This window comes from Pseudorhodoplanes sp. (assembly GCF_050250235.1).
GTDB lineage: Bacteria > Pseudomonadota > Alphaproteobacteria > Rhizobiales > Xanthobacteraceae > Pseudorhodoplanes.
In genome coordinates, this window is record NZ_JBFWPA010000012.1 from 10,255 (window position 1) to 31,531 (window position 21,277).

The 21,277-nt window shown below is 62.6% G+C and carries 20 protein-coding genes and 1 tRNA gene; 8 read left to right on the forward strand and 13 right to left on the reverse strand.

All coding sequences use genetic code 11. From position 1 onward, the window contains the following. Positions 1-54: 54 nt before the first annotated feature. The 3 genes from rpoB to rplJ form a co-directional block, all read right to left on the reverse strand. Positions 55-4,179 (reverse strand): DNA-directed RNA polymerase subunit beta, encoded by a 4,125-nt coding sequence (gene rpoB / locus AB7F49_RS07850; protein WP_428521278.1) that lies wholly within the window; start codon positions 4,177-4,179, stop codon positions 55-57. A 332-nt stretch (positions 4,180-4,511) separates the two neighbouring features. Further along, entirely contained in the window at positions 4,512-4,889 is a 378-nt protein-coding gene (gene rplL / locus AB7F49_RS07855; protein WP_428521279.1) for a 50S ribosomal protein L7/L12, read from the reverse strand. 38 nt (positions 4,890-4,927) lie between these two features. Then, positions 4,928-5,446, reverse strand: coding sequence for a 50S ribosomal protein L10 (gene rplJ, locus AB7F49_RS07860; RefSeq protein ID WP_428521280.1), 519 nt, complete (start codon positions 5,444-5,446; stop codon positions 4,928-4,930). Between the two features lie 462 nt (positions 5,447-5,908). Here rplJ and AB7F49_RS07865 point away from each other — a divergent pair, with 462 nt between their 5' ends. Both AB7F49_RS07865 and AB7F49_RS07870 read left to right on the forward strand, forming a co-directional pair. Further along, the gene (locus AB7F49_RS07865; protein ID WP_428521281.1) at positions 5,909-7,111 is read left to right on the forward strand and encodes an epoxyalkane--coenzyme M transferase; all 1,203 of its coding nucleotides are present in this window, start codon (positions 5,909-5,911) and stop codon (positions 7,109-7,111) included. 71 nt (positions 7,112-7,182) lie between these two features. After that, on the forward strand, positions 7,183-8,163 hold the full coding sequence (locus AB7F49_RS07870; protein WP_428521282.1) for an ABC transporter substrate-binding protein: 981 nt from the start codon (positions 7,183-7,185) through the stop codon (positions 8,161-8,163). A 66-nt stretch (positions 8,164-8,229) separates the two neighbouring features. On the opposite strand, the gene AB7F49_RS07875 is transcribed toward AB7F49_RS07870, so the two are convergent. From AB7F49_RS07875 to secE, 8 genes are all read right to left on the reverse strand, one after another. After that, on the reverse strand, positions 8,230-9,639 hold the full coding sequence (locus AB7F49_RS07875) for a caspase family protein (RefSeq protein WP_428521283.1): 1,410 nt from the start codon (positions 9,637-9,639) through the stop codon (positions 8,230-8,232). Between the two features lie 166 nt (positions 9,640-9,805). Then, positions 9,806-10,438: an Isoquinoline 1-oxidoreductase subunit gene (locus AB7F49_RS07880; protein ID WP_428521284.1), complete on the reverse strand. Its 633-nt coding sequence runs from the start codon at positions 10,436-10,438 to the stop codon at positions 9,806-9,808. Continuing rightward, positions 10,438-12,609: a molybdopterin cofactor-binding domain-containing protein gene (locus tag AB7F49_RS07885; RefSeq protein WP_428521285.1), complete on the reverse strand. Its 2,172-nt coding sequence runs from the start codon at positions 12,607-12,609 to the stop codon at positions 10,438-10,440. The genes AB7F49_RS07880 and AB7F49_RS07885 overlap by 1 nt, the downstream gene beginning before the upstream one ends. Before the next feature lie 3 nt (positions 12,610-12,612). After that, a complete protein-coding gene (locus AB7F49_RS07890; protein ID WP_428521286.1) occupies positions 12,613-13,077 on the reverse strand; it encodes a (2Fe-2S)-binding protein in 465 nt (154 codons plus the stop codon). A gap of 279 nt (positions 13,078-13,356) precedes the next feature. Continuing rightward, the gene (rplA, locus tag AB7F49_RS07895) at positions 13,357-14,052 is read right to left on the reverse strand and encodes a 50S ribosomal protein L1 (RefSeq protein ID WP_428521287.1); all 696 of its coding nucleotides are present in this window, start codon (positions 14,050-14,052) and stop codon (positions 13,357-13,359) included. A 1-nt stretch (position 14,053) separates the two neighbouring features. Continuing rightward, positions 14,054-14,485 carry a 50S ribosomal protein L11 gene (gene rplK / locus AB7F49_RS07900; RefSeq protein WP_428521288.1) on the reverse strand — a complete coding sequence of 144 codons (432 nt, stop codon included), beginning with the start codon at positions 14,483-14,485 and terminating at the stop codon, positions 14,054-14,056. A 182-nt stretch (positions 14,486-14,667) separates the two neighbouring features. After that, positions 14,668-15,198 (reverse strand): transcription termination/antitermination protein NusG, encoded by a 531-nt coding sequence (gene nusG / locus AB7F49_RS07905; RefSeq protein WP_428521289.1) that lies wholly within the window; start codon positions 15,196-15,198, stop codon positions 14,668-14,670. Between the two features lie 25 nt (positions 15,199-15,223). Then, entirely contained in the window at positions 15,224-15,421 is a 198-nt protein-coding gene (secE, locus tag AB7F49_RS07910) for a preprotein translocase subunit SecE (RefSeq protein WP_428521290.1), read from the reverse strand. Between the two features lie 293 nt (positions 15,422-15,714). Here secE and AB7F49_RS07915 point away from each other — a divergent pair, with 293 nt between their 5' ends. After that, positions 15,715-15,963: a hypothetical protein gene (locus AB7F49_RS07915; protein ID WP_428521291.1), complete on the forward strand. Its 249-nt coding sequence runs from the start codon at positions 15,715-15,717 to the stop codon at positions 15,961-15,963. An 86-nt stretch (positions 15,964-16,049) separates the two neighbouring features. On the opposite strand, the gene AB7F49_RS07920 is transcribed toward AB7F49_RS07915, so the two are convergent. Then, positions 16,050-16,126: transfer RNA gene (locus AB7F49_RS07920), tRNA-Trp, on the reverse strand. A gap of 271 nt (positions 16,127-16,397) precedes the next feature. Between AB7F49_RS07920 and AB7F49_RS07925 the strand changes: the two genes are divergently transcribed. Then, positions 16,398-17,825, forward strand: coding sequence for a DUF1254 domain-containing protein (locus AB7F49_RS07925; RefSeq protein ID WP_428521292.1), 1,428 nt, complete (start codon positions 16,398-16,400; stop codon positions 17,823-17,825). Positions 17,826-17,884: 59 nt separating this feature from the next. Here the strand turns inward: AB7F49_RS07925 and AB7F49_RS07930 are convergent, their stop codons facing one another. Next, on the reverse strand, positions 17,885-18,142 hold the full coding sequence (locus AB7F49_RS07930) for a DUF3551 domain-containing protein (RefSeq protein ID WP_428521293.1): 258 nt from the start codon (positions 18,140-18,142) through the stop codon (positions 17,885-17,887). A 229-nt stretch (positions 18,143-18,371) separates the two neighbouring features. Between AB7F49_RS07930 and AB7F49_RS07935 the strand changes: the two genes are divergently transcribed. From AB7F49_RS07935 to AB7F49_RS07950, 4 genes are read left to right on the forward strand one after another with little or no spacing between them, the layout of a single operon-like run. Then, positions 18,372-19,160 carry a transporter substrate-binding domain-containing protein gene (locus tag AB7F49_RS07935; RefSeq protein WP_428521294.1) on the forward strand — a complete coding sequence of 263 codons (789 nt, stop codon included), beginning with the start codon at positions 18,372-18,374 and terminating at the stop codon, positions 19,158-19,160. A gap of 19 nt (positions 19,161-19,179) precedes the next feature. After that, a complete protein-coding gene (locus tag AB7F49_RS07940; RefSeq protein ID WP_428521295.1) occupies positions 19,180-19,842 on the forward strand; it encodes an amino acid ABC transporter permease in 663 nt (220 codons plus the stop codon). 9 nt (positions 19,843-19,851) lie between these two features. Further along, a complete protein-coding gene (locus tag AB7F49_RS07945; protein ID WP_428521296.1) occupies positions 19,852-20,502 on the forward strand; it encodes an amino acid ABC transporter permease in 651 nt (216 codons plus the stop codon). Beyond that, positions 20,489-21,268 (forward strand): amino acid ABC transporter ATP-binding protein, encoded by a 780-nt coding sequence (locus AB7F49_RS07950; RefSeq protein WP_428521297.1) that lies wholly within the window; start codon positions 20,489-20,491, stop codon positions 21,266-21,268. Before AB7F49_RS07945 ends, AB7F49_RS07950 begins: the two co-directional genes overlap by 14 nt. The last annotated feature ends 9 nt before the right edge of the window (positions 21,269-21,277 follow it).

The following is a 21,277-nucleotide window of genomic DNA, read 5'->3' on the forward strand; positions in this document are numbered from 1 at the left end:
TCGTTTCGCCATGGACTCGGGACGGCGCCCTCGCCGTCCCGTCTCGTTCGCGAATTACTCCGCGGCTTCCGGCAATTCGCCGGGCCGCTGGACCTTCGAGTTGTGCAGGTCGACATTGAGGCCGAGCGAGCGCATTTCCTTGACCAGCACGTTGAAGCTTTCGGGGATACCCGCTTCGAACGTGTCGTCACCGCGGACAATCGCCTCATAGACCTTGGTGCGGCCGGCCACGTCGTCCGACTTCACGGTCAGCATTTCCTGCAGCGTGTAGGCGGCGCCATAGGCTTCGAGCGCCCACACCTCCATTTCGCCGAAACGCTGGCCTCCGAACTGCGCCTTGCCACCCAGCGGCTGCTGGGTCACGAGCGAGTAAGGGCCGATCGAGCGGGCGTGGATCTTGTCGTCCACGAGGTGATGCAGCTTCAGCATGTAGATGTAACCAACCGTCACCTTGCGGTCGAACTGGTCGCCGGTGCGTCCGTCATGCAACGTCACCTGCCCGGAGTGATCGAGACCCGCCAGATCCAGCATGTCCTCGATGTCTTTCTCCTTGGCACCGTCGAAGACCGGTGTCGCGATCGGAACACCGTGCCGCAGATTGGTGCCGAGTTCTATGATCCCCTTCTCGTCAAGAGACTTGATCGTATCGTCGTCGCCATAGACCTTTTTCAGGGTCTCCTTGAGCGGCTTGGTATCCTGCTTGCCGTAATAGGCATCCACCGCCTGCCCGATGCGCTTGCCGAGGCCCGCGCAGGCCCAGCCGAGATGCGTCTCCAGGATCTGGCCGACATTCATGCGGCTCGGCACGCCGAGTGGATTGAGCACGATGTCCGCATGGGTGCCGTCCTCCAGGAACGGCATGTCCTCGATCGGCACGATCTTCGACACCACGCCCTTGTTGCCGTGGCGGCCGGCCATCTTGTCGCCCGGCTGGATCTTGCGCTTCACCGCGACGAAGACCTTGACCATCTTCATCACGCCGGGCGGAAGCTCGTCGCCGCGCTGCAGCTTCTCGACCTTGTCGAGGAAGCGCTGCTCGAGCATCTTCTTCGACTCGTCGTACTGCTTCCGCATGGCCTCGATCTCGGCCATCAGCTTGTCGTTGGGCGAGGCGAACAGCCACCATTGCGAGCGCGGATATTCATCCAGGACCGCGCGGGTGATCTTGGTATCCTTCTTGAAGCCCTTCGGCCCCGCGATACCCTGACGACCCTCCAGCAGCTCGGCCAGACGTCCGAACACGTTGCGGTCGAGGATCGCCTGCTCGTCATCGCGGTCCTTGGCGAGGCGTTCGATCTCCTCGCGTTCGATCGCGAGTGCACGCTCGTCCTTGTCGACGCCGTGACGATTGAACACGCGCACTTCCACGACCGTACCCTGGACGCCGGGCGGAACACGAAGCGACGTGTCGCGGACATCGGAAGCCTTCTCGCCGAAGATGGCGCGCAGAAGCTTTTCTTCCGGCGTCATGGGGCTTTCGCCCTTCGGCGTGATCTTGCCGCACAGGATGTCACCCGCACGCACTTCCGCGCCGATATAGACGATGCCGGCTTCGTCGAGATTCTTCAGCGCCTCTTCCGACACGTTCGGAATGTCGCGCGTGATCTCTTCCGGCCCGAGCTTGGTGTCGCGCGCCATCACCTCGAATTCCTCGATGTGGATGGACGTGAACACGTCGTCGCGCACGATGCGTTCGGACAGCAGTATCGAATCCTCGAAATTGTAGCCGTTCCACGGCATGAACGCGACCAGCACGTTGCGGCCGAGCGCAAGTTCGCCAAGTTCGGTCGAGGGACCGTCGGCGATGATGTCGCCCTTCTTCACCGCGTCACCGACCCGCACCAGCGGACGCTGGTTGATGCAGGTATTCTGGTTGGAGCGCTGGAACTTCATCAGGCGATAGATGTCGACACCCGGCTTGGTCGGGTCGGTCTCTTCGGTCGCCCGAATGACGATACGCGTCGCGTCGACCTGATCGACCACGCCGGCGCGGCGAGCGCCGATCGCAGCGCCCGAGTCACGGGCCACCACGCCTTCCATGCCGGTGCCGACGAACGGCGCCTCGGCACGAACCAGCGGCACCGCCTGGCGCTGCATGTTCGAGCCCATCAGCGCGCGGTTGGCGTCGTCGTTCTCGAGGAACGGGATCAGCGCGGCCGCAACCGAGACGAGCTGCTTCGGCGACACGTCCATGAAGTCGACCTTGTCGCGCGGGTAAGGCGCGACGTCGCCGGCATGGCGGCAGACGATGAGGTCTTCGGTAAAGCGGCCCTTGTTGTCGATCGGGGCATTGGCCTGCGCGACCGTATAGCGGGCCTCTTCCATCGCCGAGAGATAGATGACCTCGTCGGTGACGCGGCCGTCCTTCACCTTGCGATACGGCGTTTCGACAAAGCCATATTTGTTCACCCGCGCATAGGTCGCGAGCGAATTGATCAGCCCGATATTCGGACCTTCCGGGGTCTCGATCGGACAGATGCGGCCGTAATGGGTCGGATGCACGTCGCGCACTTCGAAGCCGGCGCGTTCGCGGGTGAGACCACCCGGCCCGAGCGCCGAGAGACGCCGCTTGTGCGTGATCTCGGACAGTGGATTGGTCTGATCCATGAACTGCGACAGTTGCGAGGAGCCGAAGAACTCGCGAACCGCGGCGGCGGCAGGCTTTGCATTGATCAGGTCCTGCGGCATGACGGTGTCGATGTCGACGCTCGACATGCGCTCCTTGATCGCGCGCTCCATGCGCAGAAGGCCGATGCGATACTGATTCTCCATCAGTTCGCCGACCGAACGCACGCGGCGATTGCCGAGATTGTCGATGTCGTCGATCTCGCCCTTGCCGTCGCGAAGATCCACGAGGGTCTTGACCACCGCGAGGATGTCTTCCTTGCGGAGCACGCGGTGGGTGTCCGGCGCATCGAGGTCGAGCCGCATGTTCATCTTGACGCGGCCGACGGCAGAGAGGTCGTAGCGGTCGGCGTCGAAAAACAGCGACTGGAACATCGCCGACGCGGTGTCGACGGTCGGCGGCTCTCCCGGGCGCATGACGCGATAGATGTCGAACAGCGCGTCCTCGCGCGTCATGTTCTTGTCCACCGTCAGCGTGTTGCGGATATAGGCGCCGACATTGATGTGATCGATGTCGAGGATTGGCAATTCCTTGATGCCGAGTTCGTTGATCGTCTCGATCAGCTTTTCGGTAATCTCCTCGCCGGCTTCCGCGTAGATTTCGCCCGTCTTCGCGTTGACGAGATCCTCGGCGATGTAATGGCCGAGCAGTTCCTCGTCGGTCATGCGCAGCGCCTTGAGGCCCTTCTCCGCGAGCTGACGCGCCTGACGCACGGTGATCTTCTTGCCGGCGTCGACCACGACCTTGCCGCTGTCGGCATCGACAAGATCGTTGATCGCCTTGTAGCCCTTCATGCGGTCGGCATCGAACGGCACGCGCCAGCCATCCTTGGCGCGCTTGTAGGGAACGATCTTGTAGAAAGTCTTGAGGATTTCCTCCCCGTCCATGCCGAGCGCGTAGAGCAGCGACGTCACCGGAATCTTCCGGCGGCGGTCGATGCGCGCATGCACAATGTCCTTGGCGTCGAACTCGATGTCGAGCCAGGAGCCTCGATACGGAATGATGCGGGCGGCGAACAGGAGCTTGCCGGACGAATGCGTCTTGCCCTTGTCGTGGTCGAAGAACACGCCGGGCGAGCGATGCATCTGGGAGACGATGACGCGCTCGGTGCCGTTCACGATGAACGTACCGTTGTTGGTCATCAGCGGGATGTCGCCCATGTAGACATCCTGCTCCTTGATGTCCTTGACGGAGCGGGCGCCGGTCTCTTCGTCCACATCGAACACGATCAGACGCAGCGTCACCTTGAGCGGTGCCGCATAGGTCATGCCGCGCTGACGGCACTCGTCAACGTCATATTTCGGCGGATCGAACTCGTAGCTCACGAAATCGAGCTGCGAGGTGTTGGAAAAATCCTTGATCGGAAAGACGGATTTGAAGACCGCCTGCAGGCCCTCGTCGGGCCGTCCGCCGGGAGGCGGCGTCACCAGCAGAAACTGGTCGTAGGATGCCTTCTGAACCTCGATGAGGTTCGGCATCTCCGCCACTTCCTGGATTTTTCCGAAAAACTTCCTTACGCGCTTCCGACCGATAAACGTCTGCGCCTGCGCCATGTTTCTCTTTCTCTCGTCTGTCGCTATGAGACAGCCGGGACGACTCTCCGAACGGCCGCCATCAATCGCGACCATCAGGACAGGCGTCGGGGTGCCTGCGTTCTAGATGATTCGAGGCCAGCTCGAACCAAAGCATAAGCCGCTGCCTGGCAGCGCTATAAGGGGATGTGGGACCGTATATGGCGCCCGCACCCCCGATGTCTAGGGCCAATCGCGGAAATCCGGCCGGAAACATGAAAATTTCCGCGCCGGCTCCACTCACATTGGCGTCAATTCTGACGATATCCCCGCGCCGTCCGCTGGGCCGGATCAGGGTACCGGTCCGCTGAAGGCTATTTCAGCTCAACCTTCGCGCCCGCCTTCTCCAGAGTGGCCTTCATCTTCTCGGCCTCTTCCTTGTTGACGCCTTCCTTCACCGGCTTCGGCGCGCCTTCGACCAGATCCTTGGCTTCCTTTAGGCCAAGCCCGGTCAGGGCACGCACTTCTTTAATGACTTCGATCTTCTTGTCGCCAGCCGCGGCAAGCACGACGGTGAACTCGGTCTTCTCCTCAGCCGGCGCGGCGCCGCCACCGGCGCCCGGAGCAGCGGCTACGGCCACCGCCGCAGCGGCGGAGACGCCCCACTTCTCTTCGAGCATCTTGGCGAGATCGGCCGCCTCAAGGACGGTGAGCGACGAGAGATCGTCGACGATTTTCTGCAAGTCAGCCATGGTCTTATCCTATTGTTCGAACCTGATTGTTAAAGATGTCACGCCGCGTCTTTGCTGGCATAGGCCTGGATCACGCGAGCGACCTTGGCGGCCGGTGCGTTGACGACCTGCGCAATCTTGGTGGCCGGCGCCTGGATCAGGCCGACGAGCTTTGCACGCAGTTCGTCCAGCGACGGCAGCGAAGCGAGCTGCTTCACCGCATTCACGTCCAGGGCGGTCTTGCCCATCGCTCCGCCGAGGATCACGAATTGCTCGTTGGCCTTGGCGAAATCGGTGGCGACCTTCGGTGCCGCGACCGGATCGTTTACGGAGTAAGCGATCAGGGTCGGCCCCTTCAGAAGGGGCACGATGGAAGCGGCATCGGAGCCATCAAGAGCGATCTTGGCGAGACGGTTTTTCGCGACCTTCACCTGCGCACCCACCTGCTTCATCTGCTGTCGCAGGGTCTGCATCTGGGCCACGCTGAGGCCGGAATAGTGAGCCACCACCACCACCTTGGAGGCATCGAAGACCTCCTTCAGTGAAGCGACCGACTCGGATTTTTCCGCTCGATTCACAAGCTCTCTCCGGTTGGCGGAACCGCGAGGTCCCGCCGGTTGCTGTTGCCATCCGGCCCCGGAAAAAGGATTTCGAGGGCAGAATGGCGTTTGCCAGTGCCCTGCCCTCCGCGCCGCCAAAGCGTGCGTGGAAACGAAAGGTTCGAACCGGATCAAGGCTTTGCCGTAAAGGCCTGAAGCCCGATCTCGTCTCTCACCCGTCTATGCTGGCAGCCGTCATCCTGCGATGGCGGCGATTAAGCGGGGCGACCCCGCACCGGCAGTCTCGGACAGGAACGCGCCAGGCCCAGCAAAAAGTCGATTGGACCGGAACGCGCAAAGGCGCGCCGGCAACCGGCACGCCTTACACGCGCTCTAGTAAAGCGATGGCCGGGAAATGCAAGTCCGAAATACCTTGCCCGCTGTGGTGCGGAGCGGCCCCACCCGTATGATGGCGAGAACAACCAAAATGCAGGAGGAACCATGCCCGCCCATCCCGGCCGTATCCTGGTCACTCATGTCGGCAGCTTGATCCGTCCGCCGAAACTGGTCGATGTCCTGCGCAGGATCGAGGCGGGCGAGGCTCGCGACGATGACGCCTACGAGACCTGCCTGACGGACTCGATCGACGAGGTGGTGAAGCAGCAGGTCGATGCCGGCATCGACATCGTCAGCGACGGCGAATTCTCCAAGGGACGCAACTGGGCCTTCTACATCCACGACCGGCTGTCCGGGCTTTCGACGCGCCCCCTCACCGCCGAGGAAGCGAAGGACCCGTTGACCCAGGCGGGCGGCGGCAACGACCGCAAGGCCTTTCCGGAATTCTACGCCGAATACGATGTTGCGAGCGGTCTGAGCAAACGGCTGGGCAATCGCTTCGTCTGCAACGGCGAAATCAGATATGTCGGACAGAAGCAGGTCGGTCGCGACATCGACAACCTCAAATCGGCGGCGAAGAAGGCGAACGCCAATGGCGCCTTCCTGCCCGTGGTGGCGCCCGCAAGCGCGCTGCCCGGCGGCAAGAACGAATTCTACAAGGACGACGAGTCGTTCCTGTTCGCGCTCGCCGACGCGCTGAACGCGGAATACCGCGCGATCGTGGAGGCCGGGCTGACCGTGCAGGTCGACGATGCGTTCCTGCCCTATTGGTACGAGAAGATGGTGCCGCCGATGTCGCTTGGCGAATACCGCAAATGGGCCGAGCTTCGCATTGACGCGCTCAACCACGCACTGCGCGGCATCCCCGAAGAGAAGTCGCGCTATCACCTGTGCTGGGGAAGCTGGAACGGACCGCATGCCTTCGACGTGCCGATGAAGGACATCGTCGACCTGATGCTGAAGGTGAAGACCGGCGGCTATCAATACGAGGCCGCCAATCCGCGTCACGAGCACGAATGGACGGTGTGGGAGAGCGTGAAGCTGCCGGAAGGCAAGACACTGATCCCCGGCTGCGTCAGCCACGCAACCAACATCGTCGAGCATCCCGAACTGGTGGCTCAGAGGCTGGTGCGGCTCGCCAGGCTGGTCGGCCGCGAGAACGTGATGGCCGGCACCGATTGCGGCTTCGCACAGAGCCCGTTCGCCAAACGGGTGCACGAGAGCATCATGTGGGCGAAGTTGCGCTCGCTCTCAGAAGGCGCACGGATCGCGAGCGCGGAGTTGTGGGGCAAGCGCAGCGCGGCGTGACGGGTCCTGCATGAACCCTTCCGCAAGCCGTCCCAACCGGCTATTCTTAGGTGATCTGGCCGGGGGCCGACATGAGGCGCCGCAACTTCATCCTCTCCGTCGGAAGCTTCACACTGCTGCCCGCCACGACATGGGCGCAGCAGCTTGCCAGAACGGCCCGGATCGGACGCCTCTCACCGCTGTCCGAGCCATCCGAAAGGCCTATGCTGGATGGATTGCGGCGCGGTCTTGCAGAGCTTGGCTGGGTGGAGGGCCGCAATATCGCCTACGAATTGCGGGTCGCCAACGGACAAATCCAAAAGCTTCCGGCGCTCGCCGCAGAACTCGTGGCCGAACGTGTCGATGTCATTGTCACAGGCTCGAACCCGGGAGCGCTCGCCGCAAAATCCGCGACCCGCGACATTCCCGTCGTCTTCGTGACGACGGGAGACCCTGTGGCAGCCGGCATCGTTCAGAGCCTTGGCCGCCCGGGCGGCAACCTGACCGGCATCACGCTGCTGGGCGGCGAACTGAACGCCAAGCGCGTCGAATTACTCAAGGATATGTCCGGCGGACTCAAGGACATCGCCGTGCTTGTCAATCCCGGCTCGCCATACACGAGCGAGTTCAACGAGAACCGAGACCGCGTCGCTCGCGCGTTCGGCGTTGAACTTCATCTTGCAGAGGCGCGGGACGCGTCCGACATTCCAGGTGCCTTCGATCGCATCAAGGCGGTCCGCGCCGGTGCCCTGCTGGTCCTGGCTGACATCATTTTCGTGACCCATCGGCAGCAAATCATCGATACCGCGGCGGCGATTGGCGTGCCGGCGATGTATCCGGATCGCTCGTTCGTCGAAACCGGTGGCCTGTTGTTTTATGGAGCGGCGCTGCCGGACATGTATCGGCATGCTGCGATATACGTTGACAAAATCCTGAAGGGCGCCAGGCCGGCTGATCTTCCGGTGGAGCAGCCAACCACTTTCCAGCTGGTCGTCAACCTCAAGACGGCAAAGGCGATGGGCCTGAAGATACGGGAGTCGTTCCTTGCTCGCGCAGACCAGGTGATCGAGTAGCCAACGCTCGGCAAGCGATACCTGGTCTAGCGGCCAATACGACGCACTGGACTAACCAATCGGCGGTTACGGCCGCAAATCACTCTGCTTGATTGCGACCTGACAAGTCGCGGAAGCTACGACGCTGGGGCCGGTGATAAACCCTTCGAGCGATGTATCGTTCTCGTAGTGAAGCACGCTGCACCTGCTTTCGCGCACATCAAACGAAAGGACAGCCGTCGTCGTCATTGTTGTTCCAAAGCTCGTTTCCCAACTGCGCCAATAGCGAATGCGGTAGCTATCGCGGTCGTGGGTGTAGCTACATGCACGACTTCCGACCTTAGGGGCGGCCATCCTTGCGCTGGCACGACAGGTCAAAGAACGCCCGCTGTTACGCAATCCCTCGTCATCGCTCCAGACGAGAACATCACGATATATCTTGACAGTTGGCGTTTGGTCAGATCTGCCGTTTTTCAATTTTACGTCGAAGGTAACCTCCCGCATGAGGTCCTTCACGATCCCGGCCTTTGAGTCGGACTGCGGCGGAGTGGCCTGCGGTTGCGGATCGGGCTGAGGTTTCGAACCGAGCTTCGAGGGCGACTCCGGCTCAGCTCGCTTTTCGGACGGGCGCCCAGCCAAATAGATTCGTCCACCCCGAGTCTCGTTGTAATAGGCGGGATGTTGCTGGTGCGGCTTTTGCGTCTTATCATCGAGCAGTGTTGCAGCAAGAAGCGCGACTTCTTCCCTAACCTCCTCCATCACGTCCCCGAGATGCCGCCCTGGCTCACCCAGCTTGCGCGCGAAGACCCGGGTGAATACTGAATTTCGGTTCTCGTCCTTGTCGCCCGCGCTGTCGACTGCCCTCTGGTCGATACCGGCCGAATAGATCGAGAACACGCCACTCGCCTGCAGTCCCACAAGGCCGACGGACCTCATCGCATTAGAGCTGCGGAATGCCTGTCCGCGCGTACGCGCTTGCTTGCGCCTGAAGTCCTCGATCGGGTTGTTCCGGCAGGCGTCCAGCGCGAGAACCGTGAGCGCGACACCGCCATCGCGCGCGGCCGCGATGACATCCGTTTCCGCGATCGCCACGCCGCGAACGAGCGCTTCGGACTCGGGATCGACCGGCGGAACGTCAGCAGGGAGCAGAAGGTTCGAGCCTCGGAACGCTACTCCGTGACCCGCGAAGAAGAAGAAAAACGTATCGCCGGCGGTGAGCTTGCGCTTGACGCTATCGATGGCCGTGAGAAATCCGATGCGATCGACGTTCCGCGCAAGTTGGACATCGAAGCCCAACTTGGCCAGTACGGATGCCATGGTCTCGGCGTCGGCGATTGCCTTGAGCAGCTGGCCTTCGGTGGGATCTTCCGGCGTCTTCAGCTTCGGATAGTCATTGATACCAATGACAAGCGCCACGCGCTTCTGCGCATAACCGGGCGTTGCCGTCGCCACCACCAAGACGCAGGTAAGAACCGCAAAGATGAATTTCGCGAGCACGGCGACGCTCCCCGTGGGTTCTCCGCCCCGAGGAATACCATGAAGCCGCGTTTTTCGAATCGCAGCTTACGGTGGCCAGACTTCAAATCATCTTGAGCAGCGGCTCCGAAGCTTTCCGGGCCTGTCGGGCCAAAGCGACATCATCGCGAGCGATGCGGCACACGCATCAGGATGCCGGGCAATGCGCGCCGGTATCGATCCACGCTTCGATCAGATCGGCGAACTGCGCCTGCGTGCCCGGCGCCGGCGTGCGGTCCGCTCCTGGATTCCAGCCCCAGCCGACCAGCGAATCCTCGCGCACATGCTTGAGGATCGCCTGCAGATCGCGCTTCCCGTTGCGCGCCGGGTCCTTCAGCTGCGCGCAGATCTGGCCGACCGTCATGCCCTCCCACGCCATCTCCCGTGGCGCGAGATGCCAGTGCGGATCGCCCGGCACCCGGGCCGGATCGAAATTCGCGTTGTGATGGCAGGTCGCGCATTGCAGCGTCGGAACGCCGTGACCGTCCGCGCCGCGCACCACGAGCGGCTGATGCGGCCGCATCAGGTCGGTCTGGAACGGCCGGTCGCCGCGCGGATGACAGTTCACGCAGCGCGGATGCGTCAGCACCTTGCCGGCCTCCTCGAACAGCGCGACTGAGCGCCGCTCGGTATCGGAAATCCGGTTGAAGGCCGAAGCCGGCTGCAAGGTCTGGCGCTCCAGCGGAGCGCGCGGCTGGCCAAGCGTTTGCTGCACACCGACAACAATCGCGATGGCCGCGATCGCTCCCGAAGAGACCGCCGCAACGAGTGCCAGCCTCATCACGCCACGCCCTTCACGAACGGCAACTGGCGCGGTCGCCCGAGCCCGAGCCGCGCCATCGCGTTGGCGACCGCAGGCCCGATCGGCGGCACGCCGGGCTCGCCGACGCCGGTCGGCTTTTCGGTGGAAGACACGATCGCAACCTCGACCGCCGGCATTTCATTGATGCGCAGCGACCGGTAGGTGTCGAAATTGCCCTGCACCGGACGGCCCTGATCCAGCGTCACCTCCGCGAACAGGATGTGGCCGAGACCGTAGCCGATGCCGCCTTCGATCTGCGCGCGGATCACGTCCGGATTGACCGCGACCCCGCAATCCACCGCGCACCACACCTTGTGCACGCGCGGACCGTCCTTGCCGTCGGACACCTCGGCGATCTGAGCGACATACGAGTTGAAGCTTTCGACCACGGCAACCCCGCGCGCCCGGCCTTCGACCGGTCCGGGTCCGTTCCACTTCGCAAGCCTGGCGACCTCGCGCAGCACATTGGCGGCGCGCGGATGCTTGCCCATCAGTTCGAGGCGTCCGCCGACCGGGTCCTTCTCCGCCGCCTGCAGCAATTCGTCGATAAAGCATTCCACCGCATAGCCGGTATGGGTATGACCCACCGAGCGCCACCACAGCGTCGGAACGCCCACGTCGGGGGTATGCAGGTCGCACTGGAAATTCGCGACCTCGTATGGGATTTCCTTCGAGCCTTCGACCGAGGTGGCGTCGATGCCGTCCTTGATCATGAACGACTCCAGCGGGGAGCCCTTCATGAAGGACTGGCCGACGATGGTGTTCGACCACGCGACGATCCGGCCGTTCTCGACCGCACCGCGCATGCGGTGCACGAACAGCGGCCGGTAATAGCCGCCGCGCAGATCGTCCTCGCGGGTCCAGATCAGCTTGACCGGACGCGCAGGTCCGATCGCCTTCGCCGCGGAGGCGAGTTCGGCCACGAAATGCGAGGTGGTCTGCGCGCGACGGCCGAAGCTGCCGCCGGCCAGCATGGTCTGGATCTCGACCTGCTGGGGTTTCAGGCCGAGCACGCCCGCGATCGTCGCCTGTTCGAAGGTCTGGAACTGGCTGCCGAACCGGGCGAGTGCCTTGCCGTCGCCGTATCGGAGATAGCCATCGAGCGGCTCCATCGGCGCATGCGCGAGATACGGGAACACATATTCCGCCTCTATCACCCGCGAGGCCTTTGACAGGGTCCCTTCGAGGTCGCCGTGCTTGCCGGCGACCAGCCCGGGCTTCCGCGCGAGCGCGCGATAATCCTCAATAATCTGGGCAGTCCCCCGCTTCTCGGCAGCGCTGTCGTCCCAGGTGATCTTCAGCAGATCGCGCGCCTTGATCGCCGGCCAGGTGCCGTTGGCGTAGACCGCAACTCCGCTCGGCAGCACCTTCACGTCGACGACGCCCGGTACCTTGCGCGCCTCCGTGTCGTCGACCTTCGCGACCTTGGCGCCGAAACGGTCCGGGTGCGCCACCACCACCGTCAGCAGGTCGGGCTCGCGAATATCGATGGTGAACTGCGCGGTGCCGTTGGTTTTCGCGACGGTGTCGAGCCGGTGCAGCCCGCCGTCCTTGCCGATCAGCTTGAAATTCGCAGGATCCTTGAGGCGTACATTTTCCGGTGCCGGGAGTTTCGCCGCCGCATCGGCGAACTGACCGAAGCGGCCTTCGCGTTTGGTCGCCGCATGACGGATGACACCCCCCTCAACCGTAATCTCGGCGGCGGGCACCTTCCATTCATTGCTGGCGGCCTGCACCAGCATCGCACGCGCGGTCGCACCGGCCTGCCGCAACTGGTCCCAGGAATTGGCAATCGCGGTCGAGCCGCCGGTGCCCTGGATCGGACCGAACGCGGTATTGTTGTAGAGCTTCGCATCGGCCGGCGCATGGTCCGCCCGCATCTGCGACCAGTCGGCGTCAAGCTCCTCGGCGACGATGGTCGCAAGTCCGGTGAACGGCCCCTGCCCGAACTCGATATGTTTCGACAGGATCGTGACGGTGTTGTCGGGCGCGATGCGGATGAAGGCGTTGGGCGCGAAAACCGCGTCTGGCGCGGCGGGCGCGGGCGACGCCTGCGCGCGCACCTCGCGCGGCAGGTGGAAGGCAATCACGAGGCCCGCGGCGCCCTGCAGCAGCGAGCGGCGCGAGAGCTTGCGCTGATGGATCGTCATGCGTCAGCCCTCCAGCGACTTGGCGGCGTCGTGGATGGCGGCGCGAATGCGGACATAGGTCGCGCAGCGGCAGAGGTTGCCGTTCATCGCGAGATCGATGTCGTCATCCGATGGCTTCTTGTTGTCCTGCAGGAGCGCGACCGCGCTCATTACCTGACCGGACTGGCAATAGCCGCATTGCGGCACGTCGTGGGCGAGCCACGCCTTCTGCACGGCTTCGGCTTCGCGGCCGGCGATGCCTTCGATGGTCGTGATCTTGGCGTCGCCGACTTCGGAGACCGGAAGGCTGCAGGACCGCAGCGGCTGGCCATCGAGATACACGGTGCAGGCGCCGCATTGCGCGATGCCGCATCCGAATTTCGTTCCAGTCAGGCCTATCGTGTCTCGGATCACCCATAACAGGGGTGTGTCGGGTAGGACATCAACGGCGCGTGTCTGGCCGTTGATCAGCAACGAATAGGCCGCCATGCATTCTCTCCGGAACCGTGACTGGCCGCATGCACTCGCCAGAGCCGCGGCCGATTGGAACGGATTTAAACACCGGTTTTGCGACAACCAGTGGGCAGCGAACAGTTCCTGCCGCCCCAAGGTCTAGACTTTGGTTTTTCGGAATGAAGTGCCGGCGCCGGGAATAAAATAGGATCGCCAGCACGTTACCACCGCAGGCGGCGCTGCGCTGAAAGGCAAACAAAAAGCCCGGCATCGCTGCCGGGCTTTTCATCAACTGCTCTCATTATGGGCGCGCAATCAACTTTGCGCGAACACCGAATTTGGTTCGACCTTGAGTCCCGGGCCCATCGTGGACGACAGCGACACCTTCTGCACGAAGGTGCCCTTGGCGCCTGCAGGCTTCGCCTTCTGTACAGCGTCCGCGAAAGCCTTGATGTTGGCAACGAGTGCATCCTGCGAGAACGAGGCCTTGCCAACGCCGGCCTGCACGATGCCGGCCTTCTCGACGCGGAACTCGACCGATCCGCCCTTCGCACCCTTCACCGCGTTGGCGACATCCATGGTCACGGTGCCGACTTTCGGGTTCGGCATCATGCCGCGCGGACCGAGCACCTTACCGAGACGGCCGACCAGCGGCATCATGTCGGGGGTGGCGATGCAGCGGTCGAAGTCGATCTGACCGCTATTGACCTTCTCGACCAGATCCTCGGCGCCGACGACGTCGGCACCCGCGGCCTTCGCCTCTTCCGCCTTGGCGCCGCGCGCGAATACGCCGACGCGCTGGGTACGGCCCGAGCCGCTCGGCAGGGTCACCACGCCGCGCACCATCTGGTCGGCGTGACGCGGATCGACCCCGAGATTCATCGCGATCTCGATGGTCTCGTCGAACTTCGCCTTGGCGCGGTCCTTGATCATCTTCACCGCCTCGTCGAGCGGGTAGAATTTGTCGCGGTCGACGCCTTCGATGGCCTTTTTGTGACGCTTGCCCGCCATGTCAGCCTCCCACCACATCGATGCCCATCGAGCGGGCGGAGCCTTCGATCATCTTCGCTGCGGCCTCGACGGTGTCGCAGTTCAGATCCTTCATCTTCTGCTCGGCGATTTCCTTGATCTGGGCCTGCGTGATCTTGCCTGCCTTGTCGCGGCCCGGCGTCTTGGAGCCCTTGTCGATCTTCACCGCCTTCTTGATGAAATAGGACACGGGTGCCTGCTTCATCTCGAAGGTGAAGGAGCGATCCGCATAGACCGTGATGGTCACCGGGATCGGCATGTTCTTTTCGAGCTTGGCAGTCTGCGCGTTGAAGGCCTTGCAGAATTCCATGATGTTGAGACCGCGCTGGCCGAGCGCGGGGCCGATCGGCGGCGACGGATTGGCGGCGCCGGCCGGCACCTGTAGCTTCACGTAGCCGGTAATCTTCTTTGCCATGACTTCTCCTGTCGTTTTGGACCGCATCCCGCAAGATGCCGGCCCGGTTCAGGTGCCGTGGTGCGGACTTGGACGGTTGGCGGCCGCCCTCACCTCCCACGGCTGATGAAGCGAATAGTGAGCAGCGAACAGCGAGTGGTCGCTAGCCGCCTCTTCCTATCCGCTATTTCGCTATCGCGTCCCTAGACCTTCTCCACCTGCGCGAATTCCAGTTCCACCGGCGTCGCGCGGCCGAAGATCGAGACCGCGACCTTCACCCGCGAGCGCGCCTCGTCCACTTCCTCGACCGTGCCGTTGAACGACGCGAACGGTCCGTCCGACACCCGCACCTGCTCGCCGACCTCGAACGATACCGACGGCTTCGGCCGGTCGATACCTTCCTGGACCTGCTGGATGAGCCGCGTGGCTTCCGTTTCGGAAATCGGCATCGGCTTGTTGTCGGCGCCGAGAAAGCCGGTGACCTTCGGGGTATTCTTGATGAGGTGATAAGCCTCGTCGGTGAGATCGACCTTCACCAGCACATAGCCCGGAAAGAACTTGCGCTCGGTATCGACCTTGCGGCCGCGCCGAACCTCGGTGACCTTTTCCTTGGGCACCATGACTTCTTCGAACTGCTCGGTCAGCCCGCGCTGCTTCGCCTGTTCGCGGATCGATTCCGCGACCTTGTTTTCAAAATTCGAATAGGCGTGAACGATGTACCAGCGCTTGGCCATGTCTGTTCGGATCCGTTCCGTGCGCTCAGCGCCCGATCGACAATACGGTGGTGATGAAAAGGCGGATCACCTGGTCCGCCAGCAGAAAGAACACGGCCGAGATCGCAACCATGATGAACACCATGATGGTGGTGATCGCGGTTTCGCGCCGGGTCGGCCACGTGACCTTGTCGGTCTCGTCACGCACTTCCTGCAGGAACTTGAACGGGCTGAATTTCGCCATTGCTTTAGGTCCAAACAAGCCCTCCTGCAGCCGATCCATGACGTGGACAAGCCGGGATTTGGCCCTGTTTTTTGGGGGTGCCGTCGCCGCGGATGTCCGTCGCCGGGCCGCGAAGCGTGGCGCTTAGCTACTGCCAAAGCCACCGGAAATCAAGGCAAACCCCCGATCGGACCTCCTGGCCGGCCCGGCCCCCGCGGATTTCCCGCCACATGCGATCCGGGGCGGCGCAGAGCAATGCGGCATAAAAGTACCAACCCTCTGATAAAACGAGAGAAATACGGCTCATCCCGGCGTTGGGCGGCGGCAGGCAATCCCCCGTTGTCGGCGACTGTGGCCTGTTCATCACCCTATTTTTGCTTCTTTCGATTAGGAAAGAGGATTGTGGGTTTCGGGTCGAGCAGAACGGGGGCTTCATGGAGGAATGCGTTGTCCTGATCCTGGCCGGTATCGTGCTTTACATGGCCGTTTCACTTTTCGTCGAACTGTGCTTGCGCCTCGATAAGGGCGTTATTCACGAACAGGACGAGACTGCACCGCAATGACCGCTCCGTCCGCGGCGAACGTACCGACGAACTCGTGCCCCATCTGAATTGTCTGGGAAGTTCAAATATTTAGCTGCTTTGTCGCCTGGCAGGAGTGGAGGGACTCGAACCCCCAACCCCCGGTTTTGGAGACCGGTGCTCTAGCCAGTTGAGCTACACTCCTAGCGCAAAGCGCCTGCGGCGGACCCAAGGCCCGCCGCCTTTTGGATATGCCCGACAGATAAGCGCTTTGCAAGGGTCGCGCACGACCCGCGCTGCGCGACCCTATCGGCATCGACGAGCCGCCCAAAGCCGATCCGTCGGGAAAAAGTCACCGCACACGATCACCAAAGCTTGCGCAAATTTTGGTCCGCGTTGGCCTAAAATGGCATGAGCCAAAGAAATTCCTTCCGTAAACCCCCAATCCTTCTACGTTTGAACATTGGGAGCACCGCATGAAAGTAACGCGTCGTACCGCCACCCTGGGCGGACTGAGCCTTTTCGCCAGCACCGCCGCCGCCACTCCCACCCTCGCCGAACTGGGCTCCTTCCTCGGCATCCGGGAAGGCATCGAGGATTTCTGGCTGGCTACCGACGCCTATATCTACGGCTATCCTCTGGTCACAATGGACATGACGCGCCGCGTCATGACCAACGTTGCGGCGCCCGAAGGCACGCGCGCGCCGATGGGCCAGTTCGTCAAGGCGCGCAGCTACCCCGACGCGTCCTTCCGCGACGTGACCGCGCCGAATGCCGACACGCTCTATACGGCAGCCTGGGTCGATCTCGACAAGGAACCATGGATCCTCGGCATCCCCGACATGAAGGATCGCTACTTCCTGTTTCCGATGCTGGACGGCTGGACCACCGTCTTCCAGGTCCCGGGCAAGCGCACCACCGGGACCAAGGCGCAGACTTACGCGATCACCGGTCCCGGCTGGAAAGGAACGCTCCCGGCCGGCGTGAAGGAATACAAGTCGGCGACCAACATCGTCTGGATTCTCGGCCGCATCTACTGCACCGGCACGCCGGAGGACTACAAGGCCGTGCACGCGCTGCAGGATCAATGCACACTCGTTCCCCTCTCCGCCTACGGCAAGCCGTATACGCCGCCGGCCGGCAGCGTCGATGCCGCGCAGGACATGAAGACCGCGGTGCGCGATCAGGTCAACAAGATGAGCGCGGTCGAATACTTCACGCGTCTCTGCCAGCTGATGAAGGACAATCCCCCGGTTGCGGCGGATGCGCCGGCGCTGAAGAAGTTCGAGAAGATCGGCATCGTTCCGGGCAAGGATTTCGATGCGAGCAAGCTCAACGCCGATTTTGCGAGGCGCATTCCGGAAGTGTCGCAGGACCGGATCATGCTGCAGTTCAAAATCAATCCGGCAGTCAAGAACGACAACGGGTTCGCGTTCACCACGAAGACCGGAATTTACGGCACCGACTATCTGATGCGCGCGCTGATCACCGCGATCGGGCTGGGTGCAAATCGTCCGCAGGATGCGGTCTATCCGACTTCTCAGAAGGATGGCGAAGGTCACGCCTATGACGGCGCGTACAAGTATGTGATGCGCTTCCCGAAGGGGCAGCTCCCGCCGGTCAGCGGCTTCTGGTCGCTGACCATGTATGACGCCGACTATTTCTTCGTCGCCAATCCGCTGAACCGGTATTCGATCAGCCCGCGGCAGAGCCTGAAGACCAATCCGGACGGCTCGACCGAGCTGTACATCCAGAACGAGTCACCCGGGAAGGACAAGGAATCGAACTGGCTGCCGGCTCCGAAGGGCAAGTTCATCCTGATGCTGCGCCTGTACTGGCCCAACGAGAAGAACCCATCGATCATCAACGGATCGTGGAAGATTCCGCCGGTCAAGAAGGTCTAGCGAAGCACGCATCCAGAGGGTGGAGGCCGGTAAGCGCCGGCCCCCACCCGGCACGCGCGCTATTCGCGGCTCCGAACCCCGGTGGTCAGCCGCGGATTGCTCTCGCAATCGCCGACGCGCCCCGTGGCCTGCGCCTGCTGACACTGATCCATGGTCGCAAAGTTACAGCTGACAATTCCGGTCGCATGCTCGATCAGGCAGTAGCGCTGATCGCCGCTGATCACCAGTTGCGGACGAGGCTGCGGCGCCGGCTGCGTCTGAGCAGCAGCCGCCGAGCCCAAGGCCAGCATCACAACGACAGACAATCCGATACGCATGGTCGCCTCCTGGAAAATCCCGAGACTGGAAAATCCCGAGAGAGGCGAGACTGGCGCGCCGCCAGTTAAGGGAGCATCCCGTTCCGGTTTTCGAGTTTCGACAAAACCGGCGATGACTTGCGAATGACTTGCGGATGATCTGATTGAAATCGGCCGTTTCGCGCTTCGGACCGGCACGCGGCTTGCTCCTTGAGTTCCCAAGTCCTTTCCACGTGACCGGGAGCCCGCCATGAAGCCTGCGACCCTTGCATTCAGTGCCGCATTTTTCGGCATCGCCAGCCTGATCGCCGCGCCGCCGGCGCAAGCCGATGCCCTTGACGACATCATGAAGGCCAAGGTGATCAAGGTGGCGGTGCCGCAGGACTTCGCCCCGTTCGGCTCGGCCGGACCGGACCTGAAGCCGGTCGGCTATGACATCGACATGGCCAACCTGATCGGCAAGGAATTGGGGGTGAAGGTCGAGATCATCCCGGTCACCAGCGCCAACCGGATTCCGTATCTGCAGACCAAAAAGGCGCATCTGGTGATCTCCAGCCTCGGCAAGAATCCCGAGCGCGAAAAGGTGATCGACTTCTCGGCCGCCTATGCGCCGTTCTTCTCCGGCGTTTACGGCACCAAGGAGATTGCTGTCGGCAAGGTGGACGAATTGGCCGGCAAGACCATCGGCGCCACACGCGGCGCGATCGAGGAACAGGAAATCTCCAAGGCGGTGCCATCCTCCACCACGGTAAAGCGCTACGAGGACAACAACGCCACCATCTCCGCCTTCATCTCCGGTCAGGTCGATCTGATCGCAACCGGAAACGTGGTCGCGGCGGTGGTCGCCGAAAAGTCCAAGGCGCGTCCGCCGATCCTGAAATTCGTGATGAAGGACAGCCCTTGTTTCGTCGGCATGAACAAGAATGAGCCGAAGCTGATGGCGAAGGTCAACGACATCATCGCCAAGGCGAAGTCGTCGGGCGAACTGAACAAGATTTCCCAGAAGTGGCTGAAGGCGGACTTGCCGGCGAACCTGTAGACACCGCGCCGGCCCCGACATGGGCTACACCCTCGCCTTCGGCGACCTCCTGCCCTATTGGGACGTGCTGCTGCACGGCCTGATCTTCACCATCGTGCTGACGGCGGTCTCGACGGTTGCAGGCGTAGCGCTCGGGACGGCCGGAGCCTCGGCGCGCGCCTTCGGGCCCGCATGGGCCGACTGGCTGGTCGGGGCCTATGTCGAAATCATCCGCAACACGCCATTCATCGTGCAGCTCTTCTTCATCTTTTTCGGGCTGCCAGCGGCGGGCATCAAATTGTCCGAAACGGCCGCGGCATTCCTCGCCATGACGATCAACCTGGGCGCCTATTCGACGGAGATCATCCGCGCCGGCATCCAGGCGGTGCCGAAGGGCCATATCGAGGCTGGCGAAAGCCTGGCGATGTCGCGCATGCAGATCCTGCGCTACGTCGTGCTCAAACAGGCGTTTCAGAAAATCTATCCGGCGCTGTCGTCGCAGATCATCATTGTGATGCTGGGCTCTGCCGTGGTCTCGCAGATTTCTGCCGAAGATCTGACCTATGCGGCCAACTATATCCAGTCGCGCAACTTCCGCGCTTTCGAAGTCTATCTCGTCGTCACCCTGCTCTATCTCCTCCTGGCGATCTCGCTGCGCGCGATCCTGCGCGGCATCGGGCGCTGGGCGTTTCCGAAGGCGTGAGACCAGACGATGAGCGATTTCTCCTTCTGGGTGATCCTCTCGAACCTCCTGCTGGCGACGCGCTGGACCATCCTGCTCTCGCTGATCGCGTTCGTGTCGGGCGGCATCGTGGGACTTGCGCTGCTTTTCGCCCGCGTATCGGGCAACGCCTGGCTCGAGCGGCTGACGCGCTGGTACATCGAGTTCTTCCAGGGCACGCCGCTCCTGATGCAGTTGTTCCTGTTCTTCTTCGGTCTCGGACTGTTCGGGATCGATGTCGACCCCTGGATCGCCGCCTGGCTCGCGCTCACGTTTTGGACTTCGGCGTTCCTCACCGACATCTGGCGCGGCTGCGTCGAGGCGATCCCGAAAGGCCAGTGGGAGGCCTCCGACTCGCTCGCGCTCTCCTATGTCGAACAGATGCGCTACGTGATCCTGCCTCAGGCCGCGCGGATCGCGATCGCGCCGACCGTGGGGTTTTCGGTGCAGGTCATCAAGGGCACCGCGCTTGCCTCGATCATCGGCTTCGTCGATCTGACCAAGGCCGGCACCATGCTCAACAACGCGACCTTCCGGCCCTTCCTGGTCTATTCGCTGGTGGCCCTGATCTATTTCGCGCTGTGCTTCCCGCTGTCCTGGTACGCGCATCGTCTGGAAAGGCAACTCCATGCCGCTCGTTGAGAAGTCGCCCGCCAGCACGACACCCGCGAGCACGCCGCTGGTCGATATCGTGGACGTCCGCAAGAGCTTCGGTCCGGTCGAAGTGCTGAAGGGCGTGTCGATCGATGTCGCGCGCGGCGACGTGGTCGCGATCATCGGCCGCTCGGGCTCGGGCAAGTCGACGCTGCTGCGCTGCATCAACGGGCTCGAGACCTACGATTCCGGCGCCATCGTCGTCGACGGCATCGATGTCGGCCTGAGCGCGAAGGAAGGCAAGCTGCGCGATCTGCGAAGAAACGTCGGCATGGTGTTTCAGCAATTCAATCTTTTCCCGCATCTGACCGCAGCCGAGAACGTGATGCTGGCGCCGACGGTCGTGAACAAGGTCCAGCCGGGGGAAGCGAAGGAACTCGCCGCCGAGATGCTGGCCAAGGTCGGGCTGTCCGACAAGGCCGGAAACTATCCGTCCCAGCTCTCCGGCGGCCAGCAGCAGCGCGTTGCCATCGCGCGCGCGCTCGCCATGCGGCCGAACGTGCTGCTCTGCGACGAGATCACCTCGGCGCTCGATCCGGAACTGGTCAACGAGGTGCTGCGGGTGGTCGAGGGGCTGGCGAAGGAAGGCATCACGCTGATTCTCGTCACCCACGAGATGCGGTTCGCCCGCGACGTCGGCACCAAGCTCGTGTTCATGCATATGGGCAAGGTGCACGAGGAAGGCCCGCCGAAGGAGCTGTTTGCGGCTCCCAGGACGCCGGAATTGCAGAACTTCGTCGGCTCGGTGCATTGATCGCGGCTG

Bases quoted from the DNA above. Each gene is read 5' to 3' on its own strand.
- rplK (WP_428521288.1), bottom strand. From the start codon at position 14,485: ATGGCAAAGAAGATTACCGGCTACGTGAAGCTACAGGTGCCGGCCGGC.
- AB7F49_RS07930 (WP_428521293.1), bottom strand. From the start codon at position 18,142: ATGCGTATCGGATTGTCTGTCGTTGTGATGCTGGCCTTGGGCTCGGCG.
- rpoB (WP_428521278.1), bottom strand. From the start codon at position 4,179: ATGGCGCAGGCGCAGACGTTTATCGGTCGGAAGCGCGTAAGGAAGTTT.
- secE (WP_428521290.1), bottom strand. From the start codon at position 15,421: ATGGCGAAATTCAGCCCGTTCAAGTTCCTGCAGGAAGTGCGTGACGAG.
- AB7F49_RS07935 (WP_428521294.1), top strand. From the start codon at position 18,372: ATGAAGCCTGCGACCCTTGCATTCAGTGCCGCATTTTTCGGCATCGCC.
- AB7F49_RS07890 (WP_428521286.1), bottom strand. From the start codon at position 13,077: ATGGCGGCCTATTCGTTGCTGATCAACGGCCAGACACGCGCCGTTGAT.
- AB7F49_RS07945 (WP_428521296.1), top strand. From the start codon at position 19,852: ATGAGCGATTTCTCCTTCTGGGTGATCCTCTCGAACCTCCTGCTGGCG.
- AB7F49_RS07950 (WP_428521297.1), top strand. From the start codon at position 20,489: ATGCCGCTCGTTGAGAAGTCGCCCGCCAGCACGACACCCGCGAGCACG.
- AB7F49_RS07940 (WP_428521295.1), top strand. From the start codon at position 19,180: ATGGGCTACACCCTCGCCTTCGGCGACCTCCTGCCCTATTGGGACGTG.
- AB7F49_RS07870 (WP_428521282.1), top strand. From the start codon at position 7,183: ATGAGGCGCCGCAACTTCATCCTCTCCGTCGGAAGCTTCACACTGCTG.
- AB7F49_RS07885 (WP_428521285.1), bottom strand. From the start codon at position 12,609: ATGACGATCCATCAGCGCAAGCTCTCGCGCCGCTCGCTGCTGCAGGGC.
- AB7F49_RS07925 (WP_428521292.1), top strand. From the start codon at position 16,398: ATGAAAGTAACGCGTCGTACCGCCACCCTGGGCGGACTGAGCCTTTTC.
- rplA (WP_428521287.1), bottom strand. From the start codon at position 14,052: ATGGCGGGCAAGCGTCACAAAAAGGCCATCGAAGGCGTCGACCGCGAC.
- AB7F49_RS07880 (WP_428521284.1), bottom strand. From the start codon at position 10,438: ATGAGGCTGGCACTCGTTGCGGCGGTCTCTTCGGGAGCGATCGCGGCC.
- rplL (WP_428521279.1), bottom strand. From the start codon at position 4,889: ATGGCTGACTTGCAGAAAATCGTCGACGATCTCTCGTCGCTCACCGTC.
- nusG (WP_428521289.1), bottom strand. From the start codon at position 15,198: ATGGCCAAGCGCTGGTACATCGTTCACGCCTATTCGAATTTTGAAAAC.
- AB7F49_RS07865 (WP_428521281.1), top strand. From the start codon at position 5,909: ATGCCCGCCCATCCCGGCCGTATCCTGGTCACTCATGTCGGCAGCTTG.